19 protein-coding genes are annotated in these 21,438 nt (G+C 64.8%); 11 read left to right on the forward strand and 8 right to left on the reverse strand.

Going from position 1 to position 21,438, the window contains the following annotated elements:
- Window positions 1–38: 38 nt before the first annotated feature.
- Together YUA_RS0126700 and YUA_RS0126705 are read left to right on the forward strand one after the other, a co-directional pair.
- Complete coding sequence (locus YUA_RS0126700) at window positions 39–278, forward strand: DUF433 domain-containing protein (RefSeq protein ID WP_027533472.1); 240 nt, start codon at window positions 39–41, stop codon at window positions 276–278.
- Window positions 275–640 carry a DUF5615 family PIN-like protein gene (locus YUA_RS0126705; RefSeq protein ID WP_027533473.1) on the forward strand — a complete coding sequence of 122 codons (366 nt, stop codon included), beginning with the start codon at window positions 275–277 and terminating at the stop codon, window positions 638–640. The genes YUA_RS0126700 and YUA_RS0126705 overlap by 4 nt, the downstream gene beginning before the upstream one ends.
- Before the next feature lie 2 nt (window positions 641–642).
- On the opposite strand, the gene YUA_RS0126710 is transcribed toward YUA_RS0126705, so the two are convergent.
- Window positions 643–1,317 (reverse strand): Crp/Fnr family transcriptional regulator, encoded by a 675-nt coding sequence (locus tag YUA_RS0126710; protein ID WP_027533474.1) that lies wholly within the window; start codon window positions 1,315–1,317, stop codon window positions 643–645.
- Window positions 1,318–1,552: 235 nt separating this feature from the next.
- Here YUA_RS0126710 and YUA_RS0126715 point away from each other — a divergent pair, with 235 nt between their 5' ends.
- Together YUA_RS0126715 and YUA_RS0126720 are read left to right on the forward strand one after the other, a co-directional pair.
- Window positions 1,553–3,604, forward strand: coding sequence for an AsmA family protein (locus YUA_RS0126715; RefSeq protein WP_027533475.1), 2,052 nt, complete (start codon window positions 1,553–1,555; stop codon window positions 3,602–3,604).
- 257 nt (window positions 3,605–3,861) lie between these two features.
- Complete coding sequence (locus YUA_RS0126720; RefSeq protein ID WP_027533476.1) at window positions 3,862–6,309, forward strand: adenylate/guanylate cyclase domain-containing protein; 2,448 nt, start codon at window positions 3,862–3,864, stop codon at window positions 6,307–6,309.
- Window positions 6,310–6,442: 133 nt separating this feature from the next.
- Here the strand turns inward: YUA_RS0126720 and YUA_RS50250 are convergent, their stop codons facing one another.
- From YUA_RS50250 to YUA_RS0126740, 4 genes are all read right to left on the reverse strand, one after another.
- Window positions 6,443–6,634 carry an AbrB/MazE/SpoVT family DNA-binding domain-containing protein gene (locus YUA_RS50250; RefSeq protein WP_156947236.1) on the reverse strand — a complete coding sequence of 64 codons (192 nt, stop codon included), beginning with the start codon at window positions 6,632–6,634 and terminating at the stop codon, window positions 6,443–6,445.
- A 114-nt stretch (window positions 6,635–6,748) separates the two neighbouring features.
- The gene (locus tag YUA_RS45040) at window positions 6,749–6,946 is read right to left on the reverse strand and encodes a hypothetical protein (protein WP_035971927.1); all 198 of its coding nucleotides are present in this window, start codon (window positions 6,944–6,946) and stop codon (window positions 6,749–6,751) included.
- Window positions 6,947–7,169: 223 nt separating this feature from the next.
- Complete coding sequence (locus YUA_RS0126735) at window positions 7,170–8,441, reverse strand: Spy/CpxP family protein refolding chaperone (protein ID WP_027533477.1); 1,272 nt, start codon at window positions 8,439–8,441, stop codon at window positions 7,170–7,172.
- Window positions 8,442–8,805: 364 nt separating this feature from the next.
- The gene (locus tag YUA_RS0126740) at window positions 8,806–9,837 is read right to left on the reverse strand and encodes a LysM peptidoglycan-binding domain-containing protein (RefSeq protein WP_027533478.1); all 1,032 of its coding nucleotides are present in this window, start codon (window positions 9,835–9,837) and stop codon (window positions 8,806–8,808) included.
- Window positions 9,838–9,988: 151 nt separating this feature from the next.
- Between YUA_RS0126740 and YUA_RS0126745 the strand changes: the two genes are divergently transcribed.
- The 3 genes from YUA_RS0126745 (at window position 9,989) to YUA_RS0126755 (ending at window position 13,906) form a co-directional block, all read left to right on the forward strand.
- Window positions 9,989–10,690 carry a hypothetical protein gene (locus tag YUA_RS0126745; RefSeq protein WP_027533479.1) on the forward strand — a complete coding sequence of 234 codons (702 nt, stop codon included), beginning with the start codon at window positions 9,989–9,991 and terminating at the stop codon, window positions 10,688–10,690.
- Window positions 10,691–10,836: 146 nt separating this feature from the next.
- The gene (locus YUA_RS0126750) at window positions 10,837–13,500 is read left to right on the forward strand and encodes an EAL domain-containing protein (protein WP_027533480.1); all 2,664 of its coding nucleotides are present in this window, start codon (window positions 10,837–10,839) and stop codon (window positions 13,498–13,500) included.
- Between the two features lie 145 nt (window positions 13,501–13,645).
- Complete coding sequence (locus YUA_RS0126755) at window positions 13,646–13,906, forward strand: hypothetical protein (RefSeq protein ID WP_035971930.1); 261 nt, start codon at window positions 13,646–13,648, stop codon at window positions 13,904–13,906.
- Window positions 13,907–13,925: 19 nt separating this feature from the next.
- On the opposite strand, the gene YUA_RS0126760 is transcribed toward YUA_RS0126755, so the two are convergent.
- Entirely contained in the window at window positions 13,926–14,816 is an 891-nt protein-coding gene (locus YUA_RS0126760) for a LysR family transcriptional regulator (protein ID WP_027533482.1), read from the reverse strand.
- A gap of 105 nt (window positions 14,817–14,921) precedes the next feature.
- On the opposite strand from YUA_RS0126760, the gene YUA_RS0126765 reads away from it, so the two are divergent.
- On the forward strand, window positions 14,922–15,800 hold the full coding sequence (locus YUA_RS0126765) for an SDR family oxidoreductase (protein WP_027533483.1): 879 nt from the start codon (window positions 14,922–14,924) through the stop codon (window positions 15,798–15,800).
- Window positions 15,801–16,089: 289 nt separating this feature from the next.
- On the opposite strand, the gene YUA_RS0126770 is transcribed toward YUA_RS0126765, so the two are convergent.
- Window positions 16,090–18,189: a methyl-accepting chemotaxis protein gene (locus YUA_RS0126770; protein WP_027533484.1), complete on the reverse strand. Its 2,100-nt coding sequence runs from the start codon at window positions 18,187–18,189 to the stop codon at window positions 16,090–16,092.
- A gap of 145 nt (window positions 18,190–18,334) precedes the next feature.
- Window positions 18,335–18,457 carry a hypothetical protein gene (locus tag YUA_RS52365; protein WP_256375386.1) on the reverse strand — a complete coding sequence of 41 codons (123 nt, stop codon included), beginning with the start codon at window positions 18,455–18,457 and terminating at the stop codon, window positions 18,335–18,337.
- A 258-nt stretch (window positions 18,458–18,715) separates the two neighbouring features.
- Between YUA_RS52365 and YUA_RS50255 the strand changes: the two genes are divergently transcribed.
- The 3 genes from YUA_RS50255 (at window position 18,716) to YUA_RS0126795 (ending at window position 21,412) form a co-directional block, all read left to right on the forward strand.
- A complete protein-coding gene (locus tag YUA_RS50255; protein ID WP_156947240.1) occupies window positions 18,716–18,886 on the forward strand; it encodes a hypothetical protein in 171 nt (56 codons plus the stop codon).
- Window positions 18,887–19,058: 172 nt separating this feature from the next.
- The gene (locus tag YUA_RS0126785) at window positions 19,059–20,189 is read left to right on the forward strand and encodes a beta-propeller fold lactonase family protein (RefSeq protein WP_027533485.1); all 1,131 of its coding nucleotides are present in this window, start codon (window positions 19,059–19,061) and stop codon (window positions 20,187–20,189) included.
- A gap of 335 nt (window positions 20,190–20,524) precedes the next feature.
- Window positions 20,525–21,412: an efflux RND transporter periplasmic adaptor subunit gene (locus tag YUA_RS0126795; RefSeq protein WP_027533486.1), complete on the forward strand. Its 888-nt coding sequence runs from the start codon at window positions 20,525–20,527 to the stop codon at window positions 21,410–21,412.
- The last annotated feature ends 26 nt before the right edge of the window (window positions 21,413–21,438 follow it).

The following is a 21,438-nucleotide window of genomic DNA, read 5'->3' on the forward strand; positions in this document are numbered from 1 at the left end:
CACTGGCGAAGGGCGCCCGTAGGTGCTATGTTAATTTGATGACCTTCACGCGTATCACAATCGACCCCGCGGTTTGCACCGGCAAACCCTGCATTCGCGGGCTACGATTTCCGGTCGCACGACTGCTCGGACTGCTGGCGTCGGGCGAGACACGTGAATCCGTTTTGAATGACTACCCATATCTCGAACGCGAAGACATTGACGAAGCATTGCGCTACGCGGCCTTCCTTGCCGAGGATGAGGCCGTCGAGCTCCACTCCGCCATTTCAGCAAAGTGAAATTCCTAATCGACATGCCCCTTTCGCCAGCGCTGTCGCACTGGCTGACCGGGATCGGGCATGATGCGGTCCATGCCTCTGTGATTGGGCTTCATGCCGCGAGCGATGTTGAAATCATCGAGCGCGCCAGGTTGGAGGCGCGCACGGTCGTCACGGCAGACCTCGACTATCCTCGCCTCATTGCAACCGCAGGAAGCGACAGCCCAAGTCTCATTCTGTTTCGGGGCGGCGACTGGACAGAGGCGGGCGTCCGAACCCGACTTGCAGAGGTTCTATCCGTCCTGACCGAGGACGAGATCGAGGGCAGCATCATCACCATCGATCGAGATCGCGTCCGTCGACGCAGGCTCCCGATCGCTTGATCCTACTCGTTCCGCGCGATCGCCGTCAGCTTGGTCATGTTCCGCAGCAGGATGCGGCCACGCTGGAGATCGAGGATCGCCTCTTTCCGCCAGGCCTGAAGCTGGCGGTTGACGCTCTCGCGGGCGGCGCCGACGAAGACGCCGAGCTGCTCCTGCGAGATGTGCACCTCGGAACCGAAGTCGGCCGCGAGTGCGCAGAGCCGCCGCGCGAGCCGCACCGGCAGCGGCTGCAACATGGATTCCTCCATGCGCTCGCTCTGCCAGCGGATGCGCTGGCACAATAGCGCGATGATCTTGATCCCGACCTTGGGCTCGCGCTCGAGGAAGGCGAGGAAGTCTTCGCGCCGCAGCACGAACAGTTCGCTCACTTCGCCGGCGGTCGCGTCCGCGGTGCGGCTCTGGCCGTCGAGCACCGCAACCTCGCCGAACAGATCGCCCGGCCCCATGAAATTGAGCGTCAGCCGGCTACCGTCGGAGGCGCCGGTCTCGATGCGCACCTGGCCGCGGCGCACGCCGAACAGCGCATCACCCGCGTCGCCCTTCTGGAACAGCACTTCGCCGTTCCCAAGATGCTGGGTGTGGCAGAGGTTGGACAGCCGCTGGAGTTCGTCCGCACCGAGATCGGCGAACATGGCATTCATTTTCAGAATGACCGCAAATTCGGCCTGCTTGCTCATTTCAACGTCCTTGTGAATTCCTTGGCCAGTTTCTTTGGCAAATCGCTTGGAAGCATCAACGTCAGAATCGCGTAAAACCGCGCCGGAGAAGTGTGTCATAAGTCACATAACTTTGCAGCATCTCCCAACTATTTTTAGCCGCTTGGAGCGGCTTCCCGTCCCGGGATAAACTCAGGCGCAAAGGACGGGTAATCTGCCGGATTCGATGCCGCCCGTCCGTCGTTGGAAAGTCGACATGAGAGCAGTGAAATTCGCCGGCGCGGCGGTGGCCGCAATCATCATCGTGATCGCACTCCTGCTGGTGATCGGGATCCCCTCGGGCTTCCTGACCGCGACGATCGCCTCGCGCGTCGAGCAAGCGAGCGGCTATCGCCTGTCGATCGACGGCACCACCAAGATCAGCCTGTGGCCGACGCTGAACGTCACGCTCAACGATCTCACGCTCCAGGATCCCAAGGACCGCAGCGGCATCACGCGCGTGACGATCGACAGCGTGCAGGTCGACATGTCGCTCGCAAGCGTGTGGTCGGGCCGCCCTGACATCAGCGAGATCGTCGTCACCCATCCGGTGCTGTACCAACCGCTGCTGCGTGAGCGCCTGCCCAACGCCGATGCATCGCCGAAGCCGCTCGTGCTCGACATGGACGGCGCGAGCATCGACCGCGTCAGGATCACCAACGGCGAAGTCGCATTCTCGCGCGTGCGCGATCGCATCGACGGCCGCATCAGCGCGATCAATGCCGACACCGTCATGGGCCGCGACCGCAAGGTTAACATCGCCGGCACCGCGCGCGTTGGCGAGCACCCGACCAAGTTCGACATCAAGGCGACCACACCGGCGCCGATCGAGCGGCAGACCGTCCCGATCGATTTCGCCATCGACATGCCCGATGTGCTGAAGTCTCAGCTCGCCGGCCATGCCGAAATGCGGCTCAACGGCTCGGTCGTGATGGTCAACGGCGTCAACGGAACGCTCGGCGATGGCGCCTTCAACGGCTGGGCCTCGGTCGACATCGCAAGCAAGCCGCTGGTGAAAGTCGATCTCGACTTTCAGCGGCTCGCAATCCCGCTGGCGAAATCGCCTGACGGTGCGGCCGGACAGCCCTGGAGCGATGCACCGATCGACGTGTCCGGGCTCAATTATGTCGACGCGCAAATCAGGATCTCCGCGAACGAAGCCGTCATCGGCGACGCCCGCCTTGCGCCGCTGGCGCTCGATGCGAAACTCGCCGGCGGCATCTTGAAGGCGGGCGCCGCAAATCTCGGCGCCTATGGTGGCCAGGTCTCGGGCGAGGTAATTTTGGATGCGACCAGCGGCGCGCCGAGTTTTGCGATGCATTCCGACCTCGTCGGCGTGCGCGCATTGCCGCTGCTGCAGGGCCTTGCCGAATTCGACCGGATCGACGGCAAGCTGCAAGCCAAGCTCGCGCTGCGCAGCGCCGGCACCAGCCAGCGCGCGCTGATGGCGAACATGCAGGGCACGGCCTTCGTCAATTTCCAGGACGGCGCCATCCGCGGCATCAATGTCGCGCAGATGATCCGCTCGCTGACGTCGGGCACGCTGTCGGGCTGGCAGGACAACCAGAACAACAGCCAGGAGCAGAGCACCGACCTGTCGCAGCTCTCCGCCTCCTTCCGCATCGACAAGGGCCAGGCGGTGACGACCGATCTCAATCTGATCGGGCCGCTGGTGCGCGTCACCGGCGCCGGCACCATAGCGCTCGACACCAAGATGATGGGTTTTCGCGTCGAGCCAAAGCTGGTGATGACGACCGAAGGCCAGGGCCGCACCTCCGACCCGGTCGGCTTCGGCATTCCCGTGATGATCACCGGCGCATGGTCGCAACCGCGGATCTATCCTGATATGGCCGGCGTGCTCGACAATCCGGATGCCGCCTATGCCAAGCTGCGTGAGATGGGCAAGGGCCTGTTCGGCCCCGATGGCGCCGGGCTCGGCAATATCCTGAACAGCCTCGGCGGCGGCGCTGCACCCGGTGGCGGCAACGCGGCCGGCAATGCCAATCCGCAGACGCAGCAGCCAGGGCAGGGACAAGGGCAGAACAATCCGCTCGGCGGCCAGCTGGGCGAGGCGATCGGCAATCTGATTCAGCAGGGGCTCTCGAGCGGCGCGGGAAACAACGGCACCGGCCGAAGCCGCAGTCTGCCCGGTGCGTCGACCACACCGGCGCCTCAGGCTTCGCCCGCCCCGCCGACCCAGGACCCGCCCGAGGCGCAGCAGGACAGCCAGCCGATGAACGACGTGATGCGGCAGCTGTTTAATCGGTGATTGGCGGACCAAGGCGGCGAACTCCGCGCGCAGCCTTACACCGCCTCATCACACAGTTCTTCATCCGAACGGGGGAGACGGGCGGCCCACCGCGACAATTCACCGCCCCGCCAGCCGTTTCGGCGTTCCCCGGCGGGTAACCACACTCGCCCCTTGACTGTCCCCTTGCCCGTCCAAAGGCCCAAATTGTGGTAGAAGGGCCACGGGGCCTGTACGGCCCATAGCGCCGGCGTCGGTCGTGGCGCGAGAGGATCCGGATGGCGGGAGCGAAAGACAAGACCTGGTTTCTGCGCGAGGGCCTGTTCGCCAAATATGTCGTCTCCCTCGTCGGCCTCGTCGTGTTCGTGCTCACCGTCAACGGCGCGATGGAAACCTGGATCTCCTATCGCGCCACCAAGACCTCGCTGACCGACGGGCTCGAGGACAAGGCGCAGGCTGCGGCCCGGCGCATCGAGCAATCCGTCTCCGAGCTCGAGCGGCAGATCAGCTGGGTGACGACGGCCAGCCGGGACACGCTCGAGAAGCGTCGCGCCGACTACGCCCAGCTCTTGCAGCAGGTCTCGGTTGTCTCCCAGCTGTTCCAGCTCAACGGCGACGGCCGCGAGGTGCTGCGCGTCTCGCGCCAGTCGACCACGACCGGCAGCAATGCCGACCTCGCCCGCGACATCCGCTTCACCGACGCGGTCGCCCGCGGCGTCAGCTACGCGCCGGCCTATTTCTCCGACCGCACCCCGTACATGTCGATCTCGGTGGCGCATTCCGGCTTCAACGCCGGCGTCACCGTGGCCGAGATCGATCTCAGCTTCCTCTCCGACTTCCTGTCTGACGCGCAGGTCGGCAAGGCCGCCTTCGCCTATGTGGTCGATGCACACGGCCGCGTGCTGGCGTCATCGTCGAAGGGGCCCGATGTCGGCAAGGATCTGTCTAAGCTGCCGCAGGTCGCGACTGCGATCGCGCCCGGCCGTGAGCCCGATACATCAGGCACCGACTTCAACGGCCATTCGGTACTGACCGCGGCGAGCACGGTGCCGAAACTCGGCTGGAGCGTGTTGTTCGAGCAGCCGACCACGCAGGCCCTGATGCCGATCCGCGACCAGCTCGTGCGCATCGCGCTGCTGATCGGCATGGGCCTGCTGGTCGCGATCCTCGCCGGCACGCTGCTCGCGCGCCGCATGATCATCCCGATCACGGCGCTGCGCGACGGCGCGCACAAGCTCGGCGAGGGCGATTTCAGCCACCGCATCGACGTACACACCTCCGACGAGCTGGAAGAGCTCGCCGGCCAGTTCAACCGCATGGCCGGCCAGCTCCAGGAGACCTATACGGACCTCGAAACAAAAGTCGAAGAACGCACCCGCGACCTCGCGCAGTCGATCAACGAGCTGAAGGTGCTGGAAGAGGTCGGCCGCGCGGTCGCCTCCTCGCTCGACCTCAACGCCGTGCTGCCGACGATCGCCGCCCGTGCGCTGGAGATCAGCCACGCCGATGCGGTGCTGATCTACGGCTATGATGCCGAGCAACATCGCTTCAACCTGGTCGAAGCCGACGGCATCGACAAATCTGTCGAAGGTGCCCATGTCACGATCGACGAAGGCGAGAACATCCTGAGCGATGCCGCCGCTCGCGGCGAGCCGATCGCGATTGCCGATCTCGATCACGCCGCCGAGCAGCCGCTGCGCGACGTCGCGGTCAATGCCGGCTTCCACGCGGTGCTGGTGGTGCCGCTGGTTGACCAGCAGGGCACCCTCGGCTCGCTGGTGGTGCTGCGCCGCTTAAGCGGCGCGTTCGAGGGCAGCCTCACCGGGCTGATGCGCACCTTCGCCAACCAGGCGGTGCTGGCGATGCGCAATGCGCGCCTGTTCACCGAGGTCGACCACAAGAGCCACGCGCTGGAGACGGCGAACGAGACCGTGCGCGCCCAGGCCGACAAGCTGCGCGAGCAGACCGAGCAGCTGAAGAACTGGAACAAGTCGCTGGAGGAACGCGTCGAGACCCAGCTCGGCGAGATCGAGCGCATCCGCAAGCTCGAGCGTTTCCTGGCGCCGCAGGTGGCGCAGCTGATCGCCTCCTCCGACAGCCCCGAGGGGCTGCTCACCAGCCAGCGCCGCGAGGTGACCGTGGTGTTCTGCGACCTGCGCGGCTTCACGGCCTTCACCGAAGCGACCGAGCCGGAAGAGGCGATGAACGTGCTGCGCGAATATCACGCAGCACTCGGCAAGCTGATCTTCAAATATGAGGGCACGCTGGACAAATATGCCGGCGACGGCGTGATGATCCTGTTCAACGCGCCGATCCAGTTCGAGGACCACACCGAGCGCGCCGTGAAGATGGCGGTGGAGATGCGCGACACCATCGGCCCGCTGACCGAGCGCTGGCGCAACCGGGGGCACAGCCTCGGCTTCGGCATCGGTATTGCGCTCGGCTATGCAACGCTCGGCCAGGTCGGCTTCGAGCAGCGGCTGGAATATGCCGCGATCGGCAGCGTCACCAACCTCGCCTCCCGCCTCTGCGGCGAAGCCTTGCCGAACCAGATCGTGGTGAGCCGCCGCGTCTACGGCATCGTCGAACCTTTCGTCGAAGCGCGCGCGCTCGACGATCTCCAGCTCAAGGGGTTCAATCATCCCGTGCTGGCGATGGAGATCTTGTCCTGGCGCGAGGACGAGGAGGGCGTCGTGGATGCGTCCGCAGCGCGACGGAGAGGGTGACCTCCAACACAAAAGTCGAAAACAACCCCATGCACAGTAGACGGGGCTTTTGGATCAATGGGTTACGCGAGTGACAAGGCCAAGGGCGATCAGCGCCGTTTGACACGTCGGGCAAAACACCGGCATGATGGCATCATCGGGTATTGGGCCGGAGCTCATCCTGCTCTTTATTTATCAGAACTTCGGCGCGAGCACCCGGAGCCTCGGTTGCGGCGACAATTTCGAGTTCGTCCCCCTCCTTGAGAGCAAGCTGGTTGATCAGCTCTTGAGGTAGCTCGACTGCCAAATCGTCATTCCATTTGAAAACTTTCAAGACGACTACCACTGACCTGCTCCTCGTGCCGAGATCGCTTCAGCTTGTTCGACCGAGCAATCATGCTGTTCTCTCGTCGCGCTTTTCCGAGTGGAGATGCAACTTCATCGTCGAATGTTGCTGTGATTACGATTTGACCTGAACCGATGCTTCTTTTTGCTCGCGATCACGCACATCGGGCAAGGGCATACCGTTTAGCGCCTTCGGCCGTCGTAGTTGGGCGGCACGAAAAAACGCCTCGGTTGCCTCCGGTATATCGGAGGTATCGATTGCGTGCTCCGGGGAATCTTCCAACTCGGTCAGGCGCTCTTTTGAGATAGGCATTTAAATGCTTTATGCGGCGTCGAATGATCGCTCGTCAGCGCAGAGATATGGACTACAAGCTTGCCCCAATAAGGGGCGTTGTGGCAAGCCGAGAAGGGAGCGGCAAAGCGCAAACGATCTTATTTCTGGAAGAACCAAGTCCAGTCATGACCCAAAGCAAGCGATCCAAGAAAAAGAAGTCCACTTGATAGCAGCGGGAACGCTTAGCGACTCTGATTGCCACTCACATCCCCCGCTTCGGCCCGATCGCCTCGAACCCTGCCTTCTGCTCGTCGCTTAGATCCGCCTCGAAATCATCGAGCGCATCGCCGACGCCCTTGACCGCCTGCTGCATGGTCTGCAGCCGCGCCTTCACGGCGGCGAGACGGGCTTGCGGCGTGGCGGCTGCCTTTGTCGGGCAGGGACTGAGCGTCTCCATGGTGCGCAGCGTGGTGTCCTGGAGCACGTCGAGCCGGGCGCGGCCGGTGTCGTCGAGCTTGAGCGTGGATGCGATCTCGTCAGCGGGCCATTGCTGCTGCACGAGCTGCTCGTATTGACGCTGCGCCTGCGGGTCATAGCGGGGATCGTAGTTCGGATCGCAGGCCGAGGCTGCCTGCGCGTCCTTGTGCTGGGCCGATGCAAGCGCCGCCTGGCGCTCCTTGGCCAGCGAATCGAGCTTTGCTTTCTGGCTGTCATCGAGAAGGTCGACGAATTTTGCGAGCGGCTCCGCGAGCGCGTCGGTCGCCTTGATCATTGCATCGAGGCGAGCCTGTATCACGCCAAGGCGCTCCGCCGCCGTCGTTGGCGCCTGCGCCGGGCACGAGGCGCGGATGGTCTCGCGCGCCGACGTCCAGGCACTCGCGAGTTCGTCGAGCGCGGTGCGCTGCATCTCGTTCGGCTGCACCGCGGCGGCGATGCGGTCGACGGGCAAGCCGCCGGTGTCGCTGCCATCACAAACCGCCTCCGCCGACGGGACTCGTCGCGCACGGCGGCCTTGCGGCGCGGTGTAGGCGGCGAGCTCCGGCGCCGCATAGGGCGCGAAGATCGCCGCATAGATATCGCCATAACCATAGAGCGAGAGGCTGGTCGTATCGCCGAGGATGATTGCCGTGGTGAGATCGTCATGTGCGAACGGCCAGAACACGGGACCGATCCAGCCATAGCTGCCGTCGGGATGACGCCACCAGCCCTGCGGACGGCGGCCGCCGTGCCAGCCGGACAGTGCCGCCTGCGCCGTGAGCGCCGCGCGCAAAACGTAGGGATTGGCGGGCTGGCCATGCTCGGCACCACGAGGGTCCTGCGATCTCAACGCAGCGGAGCGATAATTGCTGCCGCGCACCGCCATGCGGGCATGGCGCAGACGGGACAGGCCGATGATGTGACCGACGGCGAAGCGCGCAACACCGAGCGGCCCGCCGCGCAATCCGAACTGCGCTTCCGCTTGAGTCGGCAACAGCACTGTCAGAAACACGAAGACCGCGCCCATCAGCGCCGGTCCCATGCGGGATCTCGACATGACCACTGAGCCGACCACTGAGCCGACCACTTCCTGGCCCTCCTCCAGCGCCGAGCGCACATCGCGCCTGAGGGAGAAGACGCGCTGGGGAACCAAATGTTCCGCGGCGAGACGGTCAAAGCGGCGCACTTACCTCGCCCCGCTTGCGGCAGGCAATCGCATCTGGCGTGCACGATGCAGCGGCATCGGCACTGGGCTCCCTCTCCCGCTTGCGGGGGAGGGCTGGGGTGGGGGTGTCTCCGCGTCGGGATTGCGGAGAACGCCCCTGGGTGGCGAGAGCCCTCACTCGCCGCGCGCGGGACGATGCTTCGCATCGCCCGGGGCGCGTCGGCCTCTCCCGCAAGCGGGAGAGGCGGAGCAAGCCTCACTGCGCCCTTTGCGGCAGCACGACGGTCTGGCCGGGATAGATCAGATTGGGATTGTGGATCTTTTCGCGGTTGGCGTTGAAGATCACCGCGTAGCGGTTGCCGTCGCCGTAAGCGAGACGGCTCAATGCCCAGAGGCTGTCGCCGCGGGAGATCACCCGGCTGCCGCCGGCCTCGGCAGGCGTCGTGTTGAAGACCTCCGCGGGCGAGGCCGAAGCGACCGTCGCACCCGCCGCCGGCATCCGCGCCATGGTCCTGGACTCCATGGCCCTGGGCTTGGGCGTGCCCATCAGTCTCGGCCGAGCCGCGGACGTCGAGGCCAGACGCGGCGCCGGCAGGGACGCGACGACGTCCGACTTGTCGTCGGGCTTTTCAGCGGATTTGACCTCCTGCTTCGCAGCCGCGGTGACGCGCGCAGGCGGCGGCGCGGCTGCGGCGATCGTCACCGGCATGGTGCGGCTGGATTGCAGCACGGTGCCATCAGGCGCCTTGGCCCGCAGCGTCAGTTCATAGCTGCCGGCGGGAAGCTTTGGCGGGGTCATCACGAACTGGCCCGACGCATCGGCCACCACACTGTCGAGCGGCTGGCCGTCGCGCAGCAGCTCGACCTTCGCGCCCGGCGCGGCCTGGCCGGCGATCACGGCGGCCTCGCCATGATCGTCGACGCGGGCGACGTCGAAACGGGGACCGGCATCGGTCGCGGCCGGCTGTGGCCTGGCCGGCGCGATATCGTCCAGCGCCGCGGCCTGCTTCTGGGTCCCGGAGAGCGCCCCTGCCTTCGGCGTGTCGGCCGGCGCCGGCGAAGCGGACGGCGTGGATGGTGCAACTGCAGCGAGCTTCGGTTCTTCAGCCTTCGGCTCTGTCTTGGTTTCGACTTTGGGTTCGACCTTGGCCTCAGGCTTGGCGACGGCGACCTCGGTGCTCGCCCCGCCCGGCAGCAGGTGGCGCAGCTCGGTCGGGCCGATCACCAGCACAGTGCCGGCCACCGCGAGCAGACAGAACGCAATGAAGGCCTTGGATGCGGTAATCATCAGTCCTCAAACCTTACGTCGCAAATCAACCCCGGCAAATTGCGCCGTTTTGGCTACGGCAGCAAGATGTTCAAAGGGATGAACCCGCACGCCCCCCTCCGCGTCAAATGAGCGAGGCCGCACTGCGGCAATTTTTTTAAGGGTTTTTACCGTGACCGCATTTTGCCGCGCTGCGCCATGGCTGGCGCTTGTCCTGACGCTTGCCACCGCCCCCGCAATCGCTGCGTCCGGCCCGCCGCCGGGGTTCGTCCTCACCGACAATGCCGACCTCGCCTTCACCTCGCCCGACGGCGCCACCAGGCTCGAGCAATACATGAAGGACAGTGACGATCTTTTCGGCGTCAAATGGCAGGTCTGGGCGCGGCGCGGCGACCAGATGACGGAACTGAAGCCTGAGCAGGGTTATGGTGCCGGCTTCCGCTTCACCAACGATTCGCAATGGCTGGTGCGGATGCAGAAGACCGGCTCGGGCGAGCATGATCTGTTTCTCTACCATCTCGAGAACGGCGCCTTCGTCAATGCGACGAAGAAATCGCTCAGCGATCTCGCCTGGGCCTATTTCTACAACCGGCCGGAGACGAAGCACTTCGCCAAGCTCGACTTCCACATCACGGCCAATCTCGTGAAGGGCACGGAAGAGGGCTATCGCTGGCTTGGCGTCGACTGGCCCGACAACCGCTACCTCGTGATCTCGCTCGGAGGCGAATACGACAAGCATCCGAAGAACACCGCCATGAAGGGTCTGGGCGGCTGGCAATGCCGCTATGACCTCCAGACCGGAAAATTCGACGTGCCGGCGATGTTCGCCAAGGAGAATGCGGAAGCGCTCAAATGGGAAGTGAAGCGGCAGTGAAACAGGCCCCGGAATCGCATCACGTCTTGTGCCTTCCCGGCCTCGCGCCAACCCCCTGATTCCGTTCCGATTCACATTTCCCTAACCCTGACTGGTAACGGGGTCTTGTCGGTTTTGCTGCATCTTGCATCCCACGGGAGGACGGGATGGGCGCATCAATTCGATGGACCGCGCGATTGCGCGCGTTGCTTCGCCAATGGCGGGGCGCGCCGCTGACGTGGCTGATCGTCGGCGGCTTCGTGCTGATGGCGGCGATGGCGATCGGCACCGGGCTCACCGTCGACCGTTTCCGCCAGAATGCGATCGAGAGCGGTCGCGACAGCCTGGAAGGCTCCGTCCGTCTGCTCGCCCGCCATTTCGACCGCGAGTTCGAGGATTTCGCGGTACTCCAGAAGAGCATCATCGCGGAACTCGAAGGCCATGGCATCGATTCCCCCGACGTATTCCGGAGCGAGATGGCAACGCTCGCCATGCACGAGGTGCTGCGCGCCAAGGCCAGCGGCTGGTCCGATGTTGCCGGCGCCAACGTGTTCGATTCCAACGGTGTGCTGATCAATTCGTCGAAGCGCTGGCCCGTCGCCGATATCTCGGTGTCCGATCGCGGCTATTTCAACCGGCTCAAGAACAATCCGGCTTCGCAGGAAGAGATCGAGGTCGTGCCGGGCCGGTTCGGCAAGGGTCCGGCGATCGTGTTCGCGCGGCGTGTGTCGGGCCCGCATGGCGAATTCCTCGGGCTGGTATCGCGGGCCATTACACCGGAGCAGCTCGAATCCTTCTTTGCCTCGACCGGACTCGGTGAGGAATCCTCGATCTCGATGCACCACCAGAACGGCCAGTTGCTGGCGCGCGTTCCGCATGCCGACGCCATGATCGGGCAGAACTACCGCACCGGCTCGCCCGAGCAGATGGCCGTGTTCGAGCGCAGCTTCGTCACGACGCAGCTTGCCAGCCCGATCGACGGCAAGGACCGGATCGTCGCCTCGCGCATGCTGACCGGCGAGCCGCTGGTCGTGGTCGCCACCAAATCGCTGGACGCAACGCTTGCCACCTGGCGCACCCAAACCAAGTTCTTCGTCACTGTGGCCGTGCTGTCGATCGGCCTGCTCGTGCTCACGCTGTTCCTGATCTTCCGGCAGGTGACGCACCGCGTCTCGCTGGAGAAGCAGCGGCTCGACACCGCGATGAACACGATGACGCAGGGCCTGCTGATGTTCGACCAGGACGAGCGGCTCATCGTCTGCAACCGCCGCTACATCGACATGTACAAGCTCTCGACCGCGGTGGTGAAGCCCGGCGCCTATTTCCGCGACGTGATCCAGCATCGCGCCGACACCGGCTCGTTCGACGGCGACGTCGATTCCTATTGCGACGACATCCTGAACAGCGTCGGGCGCATCCAGAGCAACGTCGTCGAGACCTCCGACGGCCGCCTGATCGAGATCAAGAACCAGCCCGGCGCGGACGGTGGCTGGCTCGCCACTCATGAGGACGTCACCGAGCGCATCCGCGCCGACGAGCGTATCGCGCACATGGCGCATTACGACGCGCTGACCGACCTGCCCAACCGCGTCCTGATGCGCGGTCATCTGGAACGGCGCGTGGCGGAGCTCAGCCAGGGCAAGCCCTTTGCGATCCTCTATATCGACGTCGACGAGTTCAAGGGCGTCAACGACTCGCTCGGCCACGAGGTCGGCGACGAATTGCTGCGCCAGGTCGCCAATCGGCTGCGCGCCTGCGTCAGCGGCAATGATCTCGTGGCGCGGCTCGGCGGCGACGAGTTCGCCATCGTCAAGGCCGGGACCTGCGACCAGGCCGAGCTGGCGACGCTGGCCGAACAGATCCTGACGTCGCTGCGCCTGCCGGTGGATTGCAAGGGCCAGGACATCACGACCGATGCCAGCATCGGCATTGCGATCGCGCCCGACCACGGCGACAATCTCGACGACCTGCTCAAGCGCGCCGATCTCGCGATGTATGCGGCGAAAACCGAGGGCCGCGGCACCTTCCGCATCTTTGTGCCCGAATACGACGCCAAGGCCAGGCTGCGCCGCCAGCTCGAGCTCGATCTGCGGCAGGCGCTCGCCCGCGGCGAGTTCGAGGTGCACTACCAGCCGCTGGTCGATCTTTCCGCCAATGTCGTCAACGGCTGCGAAGCGCTGCTCAGGTGGCGCCATCCGGAGCGCGGCATGGTCTCGCCCGCGGACTTCATTCCGGTCGCCGAAGACACCGGCCTGATCGGCGAGATCGGCGAATGGGTGCTGAAGCAGGCCTGCACCGAGGCCGCTTCCTGGCCCGGCGACATCCACATCGCGGTCAACGTCTCGCCGGTGCAGTTCCGATCCAAGACGCTGGCGCTGAAGGTCGCAGCCGCGCTGGCCGAGTCAGGCCTCGCGCCGGGACGGCTCGAGCTCGAGATCACCGAAACCGTGCTGATCCGCGACGACGCGGAGGCGCTGACCATCCTGCAGCAGCTGCGCGAGCTCGGCGTGCGCATCGCGCTCGACGATTTCGGCACCGGCTATTCGTCGCTGAGCTATCTGCACCGCTTCCCCTTCGACAAGATCAAGATCGACCGCAGCTTCATCAGCGACATCGGCGAGCCCGAGGATTCCTCGCCGATCGTCCAGGCCGTGGTGCACATGGCCGCCGCCCGCCACATGGCGACGACGGCCGAAGGCGTCGAGACCGAAGCGCAGCGCGAGGTGCTGCGGCAGCTCGGATGCAGCCAGATGCAGGGCTGGCTGTTCAGCCCGGCGGTGCCGGCGGCGAAGCTGAAGCAATTGCTGTCGAAGCAGGCCGAAGCGGCTTAAGCCGCGCGCATAGGCGGGATCAGGACATCCAGCCAAGCGCGCTCATTCCGGGAGGCTCGTTCAGCGTCCGCTCAGACAGGTGCTGTTACGTTCGTCTCGAACTTCTGCACCTTGTATTCGCGCGGCGTTTCCATATCTCATCGGCATGATGAAGCTCACACTCGTCCAGGACCAGGCGATCCAGGCACTGACGGCAGGTGCCGTCGGTGCCGAGACGTTCGATCGCCTCTTTGCGGGCATCCGTTTCGACAAGCTCGACGGTACGATGCTCTACGCCTTCGCCAAGGACGAGGAGATCGCCTCCGACATCGAGGACGGCTATTCGATCTATATCGCCGCCGTCGCGTCGCGTGTGTTGAAGCGACAGGTCGATGTCGTCGTCGTCATGCCAAAGGTTCTGCAATAGGTGTGACGATCTCCTTGGCTCAGTCGATGAAGGCCGCAAGCTCTTCGGGTGTTCCGGAGGGAAACGCCTCCTTGAGACAGTCGAGGAAGGCGGATACGCGCGCACTCAGCAGCCGGCGGGATGGATAGAGCGTCCAGAGAGCGATCTCGGGTCCATCGACATCACCCCAGTGCACAAGCTTGCCAGCCGCCAAATCGTGACTCACCAGCGACACGGGAAGCCGCGCGGCGCCGGCGCCTGCTCGGACCGCATCGCGGACCATGATCAGCGATGACAGGCGAAGCACCGGTTCGGCCGTGATCCGCAGGTTTCCACCCGGCGCGACCACATCCCAGCTGGACGTCGGATCACCCGTCTCGCGCAACACGCCTGAAACGGCACGATCGCCGGCAGGACGACCCAGGCCCGGGCTCGCCACGACCACCAGCCGATCGCGCAGAAAGATTCGTCCCACGAGACTTTCGTCCGGATCCGGATTGACGCGGATCACCAGGTCATAACCTTCCTCGATCAGGTCGACGGCACGATCTTCCGTCGTGACCTCGAGTTGGACCTCCGGATATTTCAGCGCGAAGTTTGCGGCCAGCTTTCCCATCGCGGTTTGCGAGAACAGGAGCGGCGCGCTGATCCGCAGCCTGCCGCGCGGCCTGTCGCCGCCAGAAGCGATTGCGGCTGCGGCCTCGTCGAGCTCGGCGAGCAACGTCCCTGTCCGCTCATACAGCGCCCTCCCTTCCTGGGTGAGCTTCAGCATGCGCGTCCCCCGCTCGAACAGGCGCAATTCGAGGCTGCTCTCCAGTTCCGAGACCCGGCGGGATAGCGTCGCTTTCGGGCGGCCGGTGGCCCGGGCGGCCCGTCCAAACCCGCCGTGACGGGCGACCCGATTGAAATCGGCGAGGGCAAGCAGGTCCATTCGTTCCACCAGTGAGACGGCATGTCTAGATATACCGCCTATCGGACCGAATTTGGATCACTAATTTGCGAGAGTGTCTCTTAACCCCCAAACAGGAGTGACCCCATGACCATCCTCGTTACCGGCGCCACAGGCCGTGTCGGCCGCCACGTCGTCCAGCAGCTCGTCAAGCGCGGTGCCGATTTGCGCGTGCTGTCCCGCAATCCCGCGAAGGCCGATGTCCCGACCGGTGTGGAGGTCATGAAAGGCGACCTGCTCGATATCGACTCGCTGCGCGCCGCGTTCAGCGGCGTCAGCACGCTGTTCCTGCTCAATGCGGTGACGGGCGACGAATTCACCCAGGCGCTCATTACCTTGAACATCGCGCGCGAGTCGGGCGTCGATCGGGTCGTCTATCTCTCGGTGATCAACGCCGATCGCTTCGTGAACGTGCCGCACTTCGCGGTGAAGTTCGGCGCCGAGCGGATGATCGAACAGATGGGCTTCAGCGCCACGATCCTGCGTCCGACCTACTTCATCGACAATGATCTCACGATCAAGGAGGTCATCCTCAACCACGGCGTCTACCCGATGCCGATCGGCAACAAGGGTGTCGCCATGGTCGATACCCGCGACATCGCCGAGATCGCAGCGATCGAGTTGATCCGGCGGGAGCAAGCTTCGGGCAGATTGCCGATCGAAACCATCAATCTGGTCGGCCCCGACACGCTGACCGGCTCGGGCTTGGCCACGATCTGGTCGGACGTGCTGGGTCACCCGGTCGCCTATGGCGGCGATGATCCCACCGGCTTCGAACAGAATCTGGCGGGTTTCATGCCGAAGTGGATGGCCTACGAGATGCGCCTGATGGTCGAGCGCTATGTCCGCGATGGAGCGATCCCTGAGGTCGGCGACGTCGGACGTCTGACCAAGATGCTGGGTCGTCCGCTGCACTCCTATCGTAGCTTCGCGACCGAAATCGCTGCGATCGCGAAGCCGGTCTGACAGCAACGACAGTCCGAGCCACGCCGCTTTGAACCGCCCCCGGACGTCGCCGCCACGCGACGTCCGGGATCGAACGGCGGCGGCTTGGCATGTCCGCATCAAAGCCCGCGATGCTGCAGGGATTTCGTCACCCTTCGTAGAGTGGATTAGCACCGTGGCTGCGCGCAGCGCGCAGTCCGCGGGGCGTAACCCACCACTTCTGCTTCTGCGGATAGAGCCAGCGGTGGGTTACGCCTAGCGAATTGCGCTTCGCGCAATTCGCTAGGCTAACCCACTCTACCGACTTCAATCACGCCGCCCTGAGGTCGCCGACGAAGCGGTCGACGTCGCGCTTGAGATCGTCCGACAGGCGCGCCAGCATCTTGGCTGAGTCCAGCACCTCGCCGGCGGCTGCGCCGGTTTGCCCGGCGGCCTGCGACACGCCGGAGATGTGCCGCGAGACTTCGTTGGTGCCCTGGGAAGCCTGCTGCACGTTGCGCGCGATCTCGCGGGTTGCGGCGCCCTGCTCCTCGACGGCGGCGGCGATGGCAGCCGCAATCTCGTTGACGCGCTGGATGGTGGTGCCGATCGACTGGATCGCAGTCACCGACGATTTGGTCGCGCCCTGGATCGCGGCGACCTGGCCGGTGATTTCTTCTGTCGCCTTCGCGGTCTGCGTGGCGAGGTTCTTCACCTCGGATGCGACCACCGCAAAGCCGCGGCCGGCTTCGCCGGCGCGCGCCGCCTCGATGGTGGCGTTGAGCGCGAGCAGATTGGTCTGCTCGGCGATGCCGGTGATCAGCGCGACGACGTCGCCGATGCGCTGGGCGGCATCGGCCAGCGCCTGCACCTCGGCATTGGTGCGATCGGCTTCGCTGGCGGCGGCACCCGCAATGCTGGAGGATTCCGCGACCTGACGGCTGATCTCGCTGATCGAGGCCGACAGCTCTTCCGTCGCCGCCGCAACCGTCTGCACGTTGGAGGAGGCATCGCCGGACAGGCTCGCCACCGAAGCCGCCTTGGACGAGCCCTGCTCGGCGGTCGACGACATCGACTGCGCGGTGGCGTTAAGCTCGCCGGAAGCCGAGGCCAGTGTGTGCAGCGATTCCGTCACCGTCTTCTCGAACTGCTCGATAAGGCCATCGACGGCAAGCTGGCGCCGCTCTTTCCGGCCCTGCTCCGTGGATTGCTCCTCGGCGAGGCGATCGCCGGTGATCATGTTCTCCTTGAACACCGACACCGCACGCGACATTTCCCCGATCTCGTCGCCGCGCTCGATGCCCGCAAGCTCGATCGCATAGTCGCGCTCGGCCAGTGAGCGCATCGCCTGCGTCAGCTTGCGGATCGGCGCGCTGACGCGGCGGTTCACCAGGATGAAGCCGAACAATGTGATGGCGAGCGCGACCAGCATCAGCCCGCCATTGAGCGCCAGGCTCCATTTCGCCGAAATCATCTGTTGGCCGGCGCGCGAGACCATTTCGGCAAGCGCGGCCTGGCCAGCCTCGACGCTGTAGTTGAGGATCGCAGTGTTGAGCTTGGAGAGATCCTCGACCTTGATGTCGATGGTCTGGTTGTTGCTCAGCGCCTTGATGAAGCCCTGCTGGCGCTCGGTCATGGCGGCGGCATCGCCCTGCTTCGAGCGCGCGATCACGTCGGTGAGACTTGCGGGCGCATCAGGACGGCCGGCGACATCCAGCACCTGGCTCCAGGCCTGTTTGGAGCGGCCGGTGTCCTCGGCAGCTCCGACCATGTCGGCGGCGCTCCAGGGCTTGCCGGCCGCAGCCGCGGCCTCGAGACGGATGGCGACCGAGCCGCCGAAATTGCGCGCGTTCCAGGCCGATTGCTTCACGCCGAGAAGATGATCGACCACGGGATCAGTGAGCTTGAGCGCGTTCTCGAGCTCGCCGGTCAGTGCAAGGATGGTGTCGAGATAATCCTGGGCAGCCTTGCGGAACTCGTCGCCGACCTTGGCGTCACGCTGCGCCCTGGCTTGATGGATCGCGGTTTCCGCCTTGGACCGCATCGGCACCAGCGCATCGTGGATCGCGACGAACTTGCTGGTGGCGGCGGCCAGACGGGCATCGCTCACGCCCGCGAGACGCTCGAGGACGTTCTTGTAGGCCGCCTCCGACAATCCCCGGTTGGTGGCGATGCGGTCGTCGGCATTGGCATTGGCCGGGGCGTCCGCGACCAGCGCCGACAGGAAGGTTCCGCGCTCGAGCCGGAAGCCGAGCAGGGTCGCAAACAGCTGCTGGTCGGTGCTGGCGAAGCGCTCGACCTTCTGCGCGGCGCTGTTGCGCTCGATGGCGCCAAACAGCCCGGTCGAGAGCTGCCCGACCAGAAACAGGCCGAGGACGCCGATGATGGCGCCGAGAACCGAACGAATGGAGGGATTACCGAACAATGCCATAGGGAGCACCGGATCTCTGAATCTGAAAAAGATGCAGAAAAATACCGGCCTGCCCCTAAGATTTGGTTCACCACATGCGCTCGGCCACGCGCGAGCCGGGCTCGATTTGCACCTGCGGAGGTGGATACCTCAGCTCACATGGGGCTCATTTTACCCGCCTTGCGGCCTGGATCTCGACGAACTCGGCGTCCGGATGCGTGACGATGGTGGTGAACATGATGCCGCTGATGATGAGTGACCAGGCGGTGTCCCAATAAATCCAAAACACTTTCCAGCCTCCGTTTTGCCAGCCTCCGTTTCGGTGTCCTCCACCGGGAAGGCCGGGTAACGGCAGGGCGCGGCTGCCGTTCCCACGCGATCATGCGGCCCGGGTGCCTGCGGCTTGAGCAAGCGAAGAGCAACGTCTTCTGAGTTTGTCAGCGAGACCTTGCGATCGGTTTAACCGGTGTGGCGCTTTGCCACGACATCGCCATACCGAAGGTCCCTGTGAACGAGTTCATAGGGTCGTCGTTGTTTGCAGTGCACGATGGCTGAACCTTCGACGGACGGATTTGGCCTGATGCGCAAGCAACTCGTCGCCTGGACCATGCTGACCTCGGCTTTGCTGGCCGTCGCCGTCTGGACCGTGCTTGGTCCGCCCGACCATCCGGCCGGCCCGCATCTGCCCTCGCGCGACCTGACGGCGTCGGTGAGGTAGATTCTTGTTTTGACGCGTTTCTTGACGCGAACCGGCATCCTTCGCTCGAAAACGCTTTGGCCACCGATACAATTTCGGTATCAATCAATCCCCATTGGAATTTGGTGCAACGGAACACGAGCCGCTATCCTCTGCCGCAAAACGACAACGCCATACCGGCAGGAGGACGCCCATGATCAGACCGACACGCACCGCATCCCGCGCTGCGATTGCCACCACCCTCTTCACCTGTCTTGCCCTCGTTTCCGGAGCCCGTACCGGCATGGCTGAAACCTTCGCCTATGTCGGCAATGCCGATTCCAACGACATCAGCGTGTTCAAGATCGCCGAGAGCGGCGAGATGACGCCGGTGCAGACCGCCGCCTTCACGGGCGTGGAAAAGCCGGGCTCCTCGACGCCACTCGCGATCACGCCGGACCACCGCGTGCTGATCGCCGGCGTCCGCTCGCAGCCGTTCCTCGCGGTGAGCTTTGCGATCGACCCCAAGACAGGCCAACTCAGCCATATCGGCAACGGGCCGCTCGCCGACAGCATGGCCAACATCGCCACCGACCGCGGCGGCAAGGTGCTGTTCAGCGCCTCCTATGGTGGCAACAAGGTCGCGCTGAATCCGCTTCAAGCGAACGGCGTCATCGCCGAGCCGAAGCAGGTGATCCCGACCGGGCTGAACGCGCACGCCTTCCTGCCCTCGCCCGACAATCGTTTTGTGTTCGCGACCAATCTCGGCTCCGACCAGGTGCTGATCTTTGCATTCGACGCCGCCGCCGGCACGCTGACGCCGAGCGATCCGCCGGCGATCAAGACGCCGGAGAAATCCGGGCCGCGGCACTTCGTGTTCCATCCCAACGGCAAGTTCGTCTATCTCATCCACGAGCTGAACGGCGACGTCGCTGCGTACAGCTACGAAGCCAAGAGCGGTGCCTGGGGCGAGATCCAGCGCACGACCGCGCTGCCGGAAGGCTTCAACGGCAAGGAATCCAATAAGAAGCCTTGGGCCGCCGACATCCACATCACCCCGGACGGCCGCTTCCTCTACGCCTCCGAGCGCACCACCAACACGCTCACCGCCTACAAGGTCGATGCCACCAGCGGCAAGCTGACCACGATCGGCAGCGTGCCGACCGAGAAACAGCCGCGCGGCTTCAACATCGATCCGACCGGCCGCTACCTCGCCGCGGTCGGCGAACTGTCCAACGGCATGACTGTCTACGCCATCGACCAGACCAGCGGCGCACTTAGCAAGCTGAAATCCTACGCCACCGGCAAGAAGCCGAACTGGGTGGAGTTTTTGAAGCTGCAGTGAGAGCTTTCTCCTTACCCTCCCCTGGAGGGGGAGGGTCGATCACGCGAAGCGCGAGCGGGGTGGGGTGATCTGTCCGCTCGGGCACTGTTCGAGGTGGAGAGACCGTCACCCCACCCCGTCTCACATTATCGCTGCGCTCGATGTGAGCCGACCCTCCCCCTCCAGGGGAGGGTAAGAGACGGCGAACCTCATCGTCATTTCAGCGACCAATTCAACGGGCGGCCTCACGCCGCCTGCGCTGCGGCTCATCCGGTCAGCCCATGGCCCGCTGCCGTCGCTTCTGCTATCCATCGAGGCCTTATCGACTAAAGCCTTGCGGCCAACCGGAATGACCGATGCGTTCATTGCTTGCGCGTTCCTTTTCCCAGACCTTCGTTGCCCTCGCCGGACTGGCGCTGGCCGCCGCCCAGCCCGTGCGCGCTGCCGATGACGACGCGCCCAAGGGGCCGGCGGTCACGGTGCTGAAGGCGGCGAAATCCTGCTTCTCCGACATCGTCGAGGCCACCGGCTCGATCATCGCGCGCGAGGAAACCTCGGTGCGGCCCGAGCGTCCGGGGCTGAAGGTGACGGAAGTGCTGGCCGAAGCCGGCGAGACGACGACGGCCGGCCAGGTGTTGGCGCGGCTGGCGCTGCCCGAAGGCGGCACGCTGCAGGTCACCGCCCCCGTGGCGGGCGTCATCGCCACCTCGACCGCGCAGATCGGCAGCCCCGCATCGGCCAAGGGCGAGGCGCTGTTCACCATCGTGGCGCGCAGCGAATATGACCTCGTCGGCCTGGTCGCGACCAACGATGTCAGAAAGCTCGCGGTCAATCAGCCGGCCACCGTGCGGATTGCCGGTGCCGGCGATATCGACGGCAAGGTGCGCCGCATCGGTCCGACCGTCGAGGCGAACATCCAGCAGGGCATGGTCTATATCGGTATCTCCTCGCAGAAGCGGCTGCTGCTGAACGCGAGCGGCCGCGCGCTGATCAAGACCGGGCAGAGCTGCAACGTCGCGGTGCCGCTGACCTCGGTGCAATATTCATCCGCCGGCACCGTAGTGCAGGTGATCCGCCGTAATCGCGTCGAGACCAAGCGCGTCGAGACCGGCTTGATGTCGGGCGGCAATATCGAGGTCCGCGACGGCCTCAACGAAGGCGATATCGTCGTCGCCCGCGCCGGCGCGCTGCTCCGCGAAGGCGATCCCGTGCGCCCGGTGATGGCGAGCGAAGCGGCGAAGTAGCCAACTCGGATTGCAGATACGTCTTA

Source organism: Bradyrhizobium sp. WSM3983 (assembly GCF_000473045.1).
Lineage (GTDB): Bacteria > Pseudomonadota > Alphaproteobacteria > Rhizobiales > Xanthobacteraceae > Bradyrhizobium.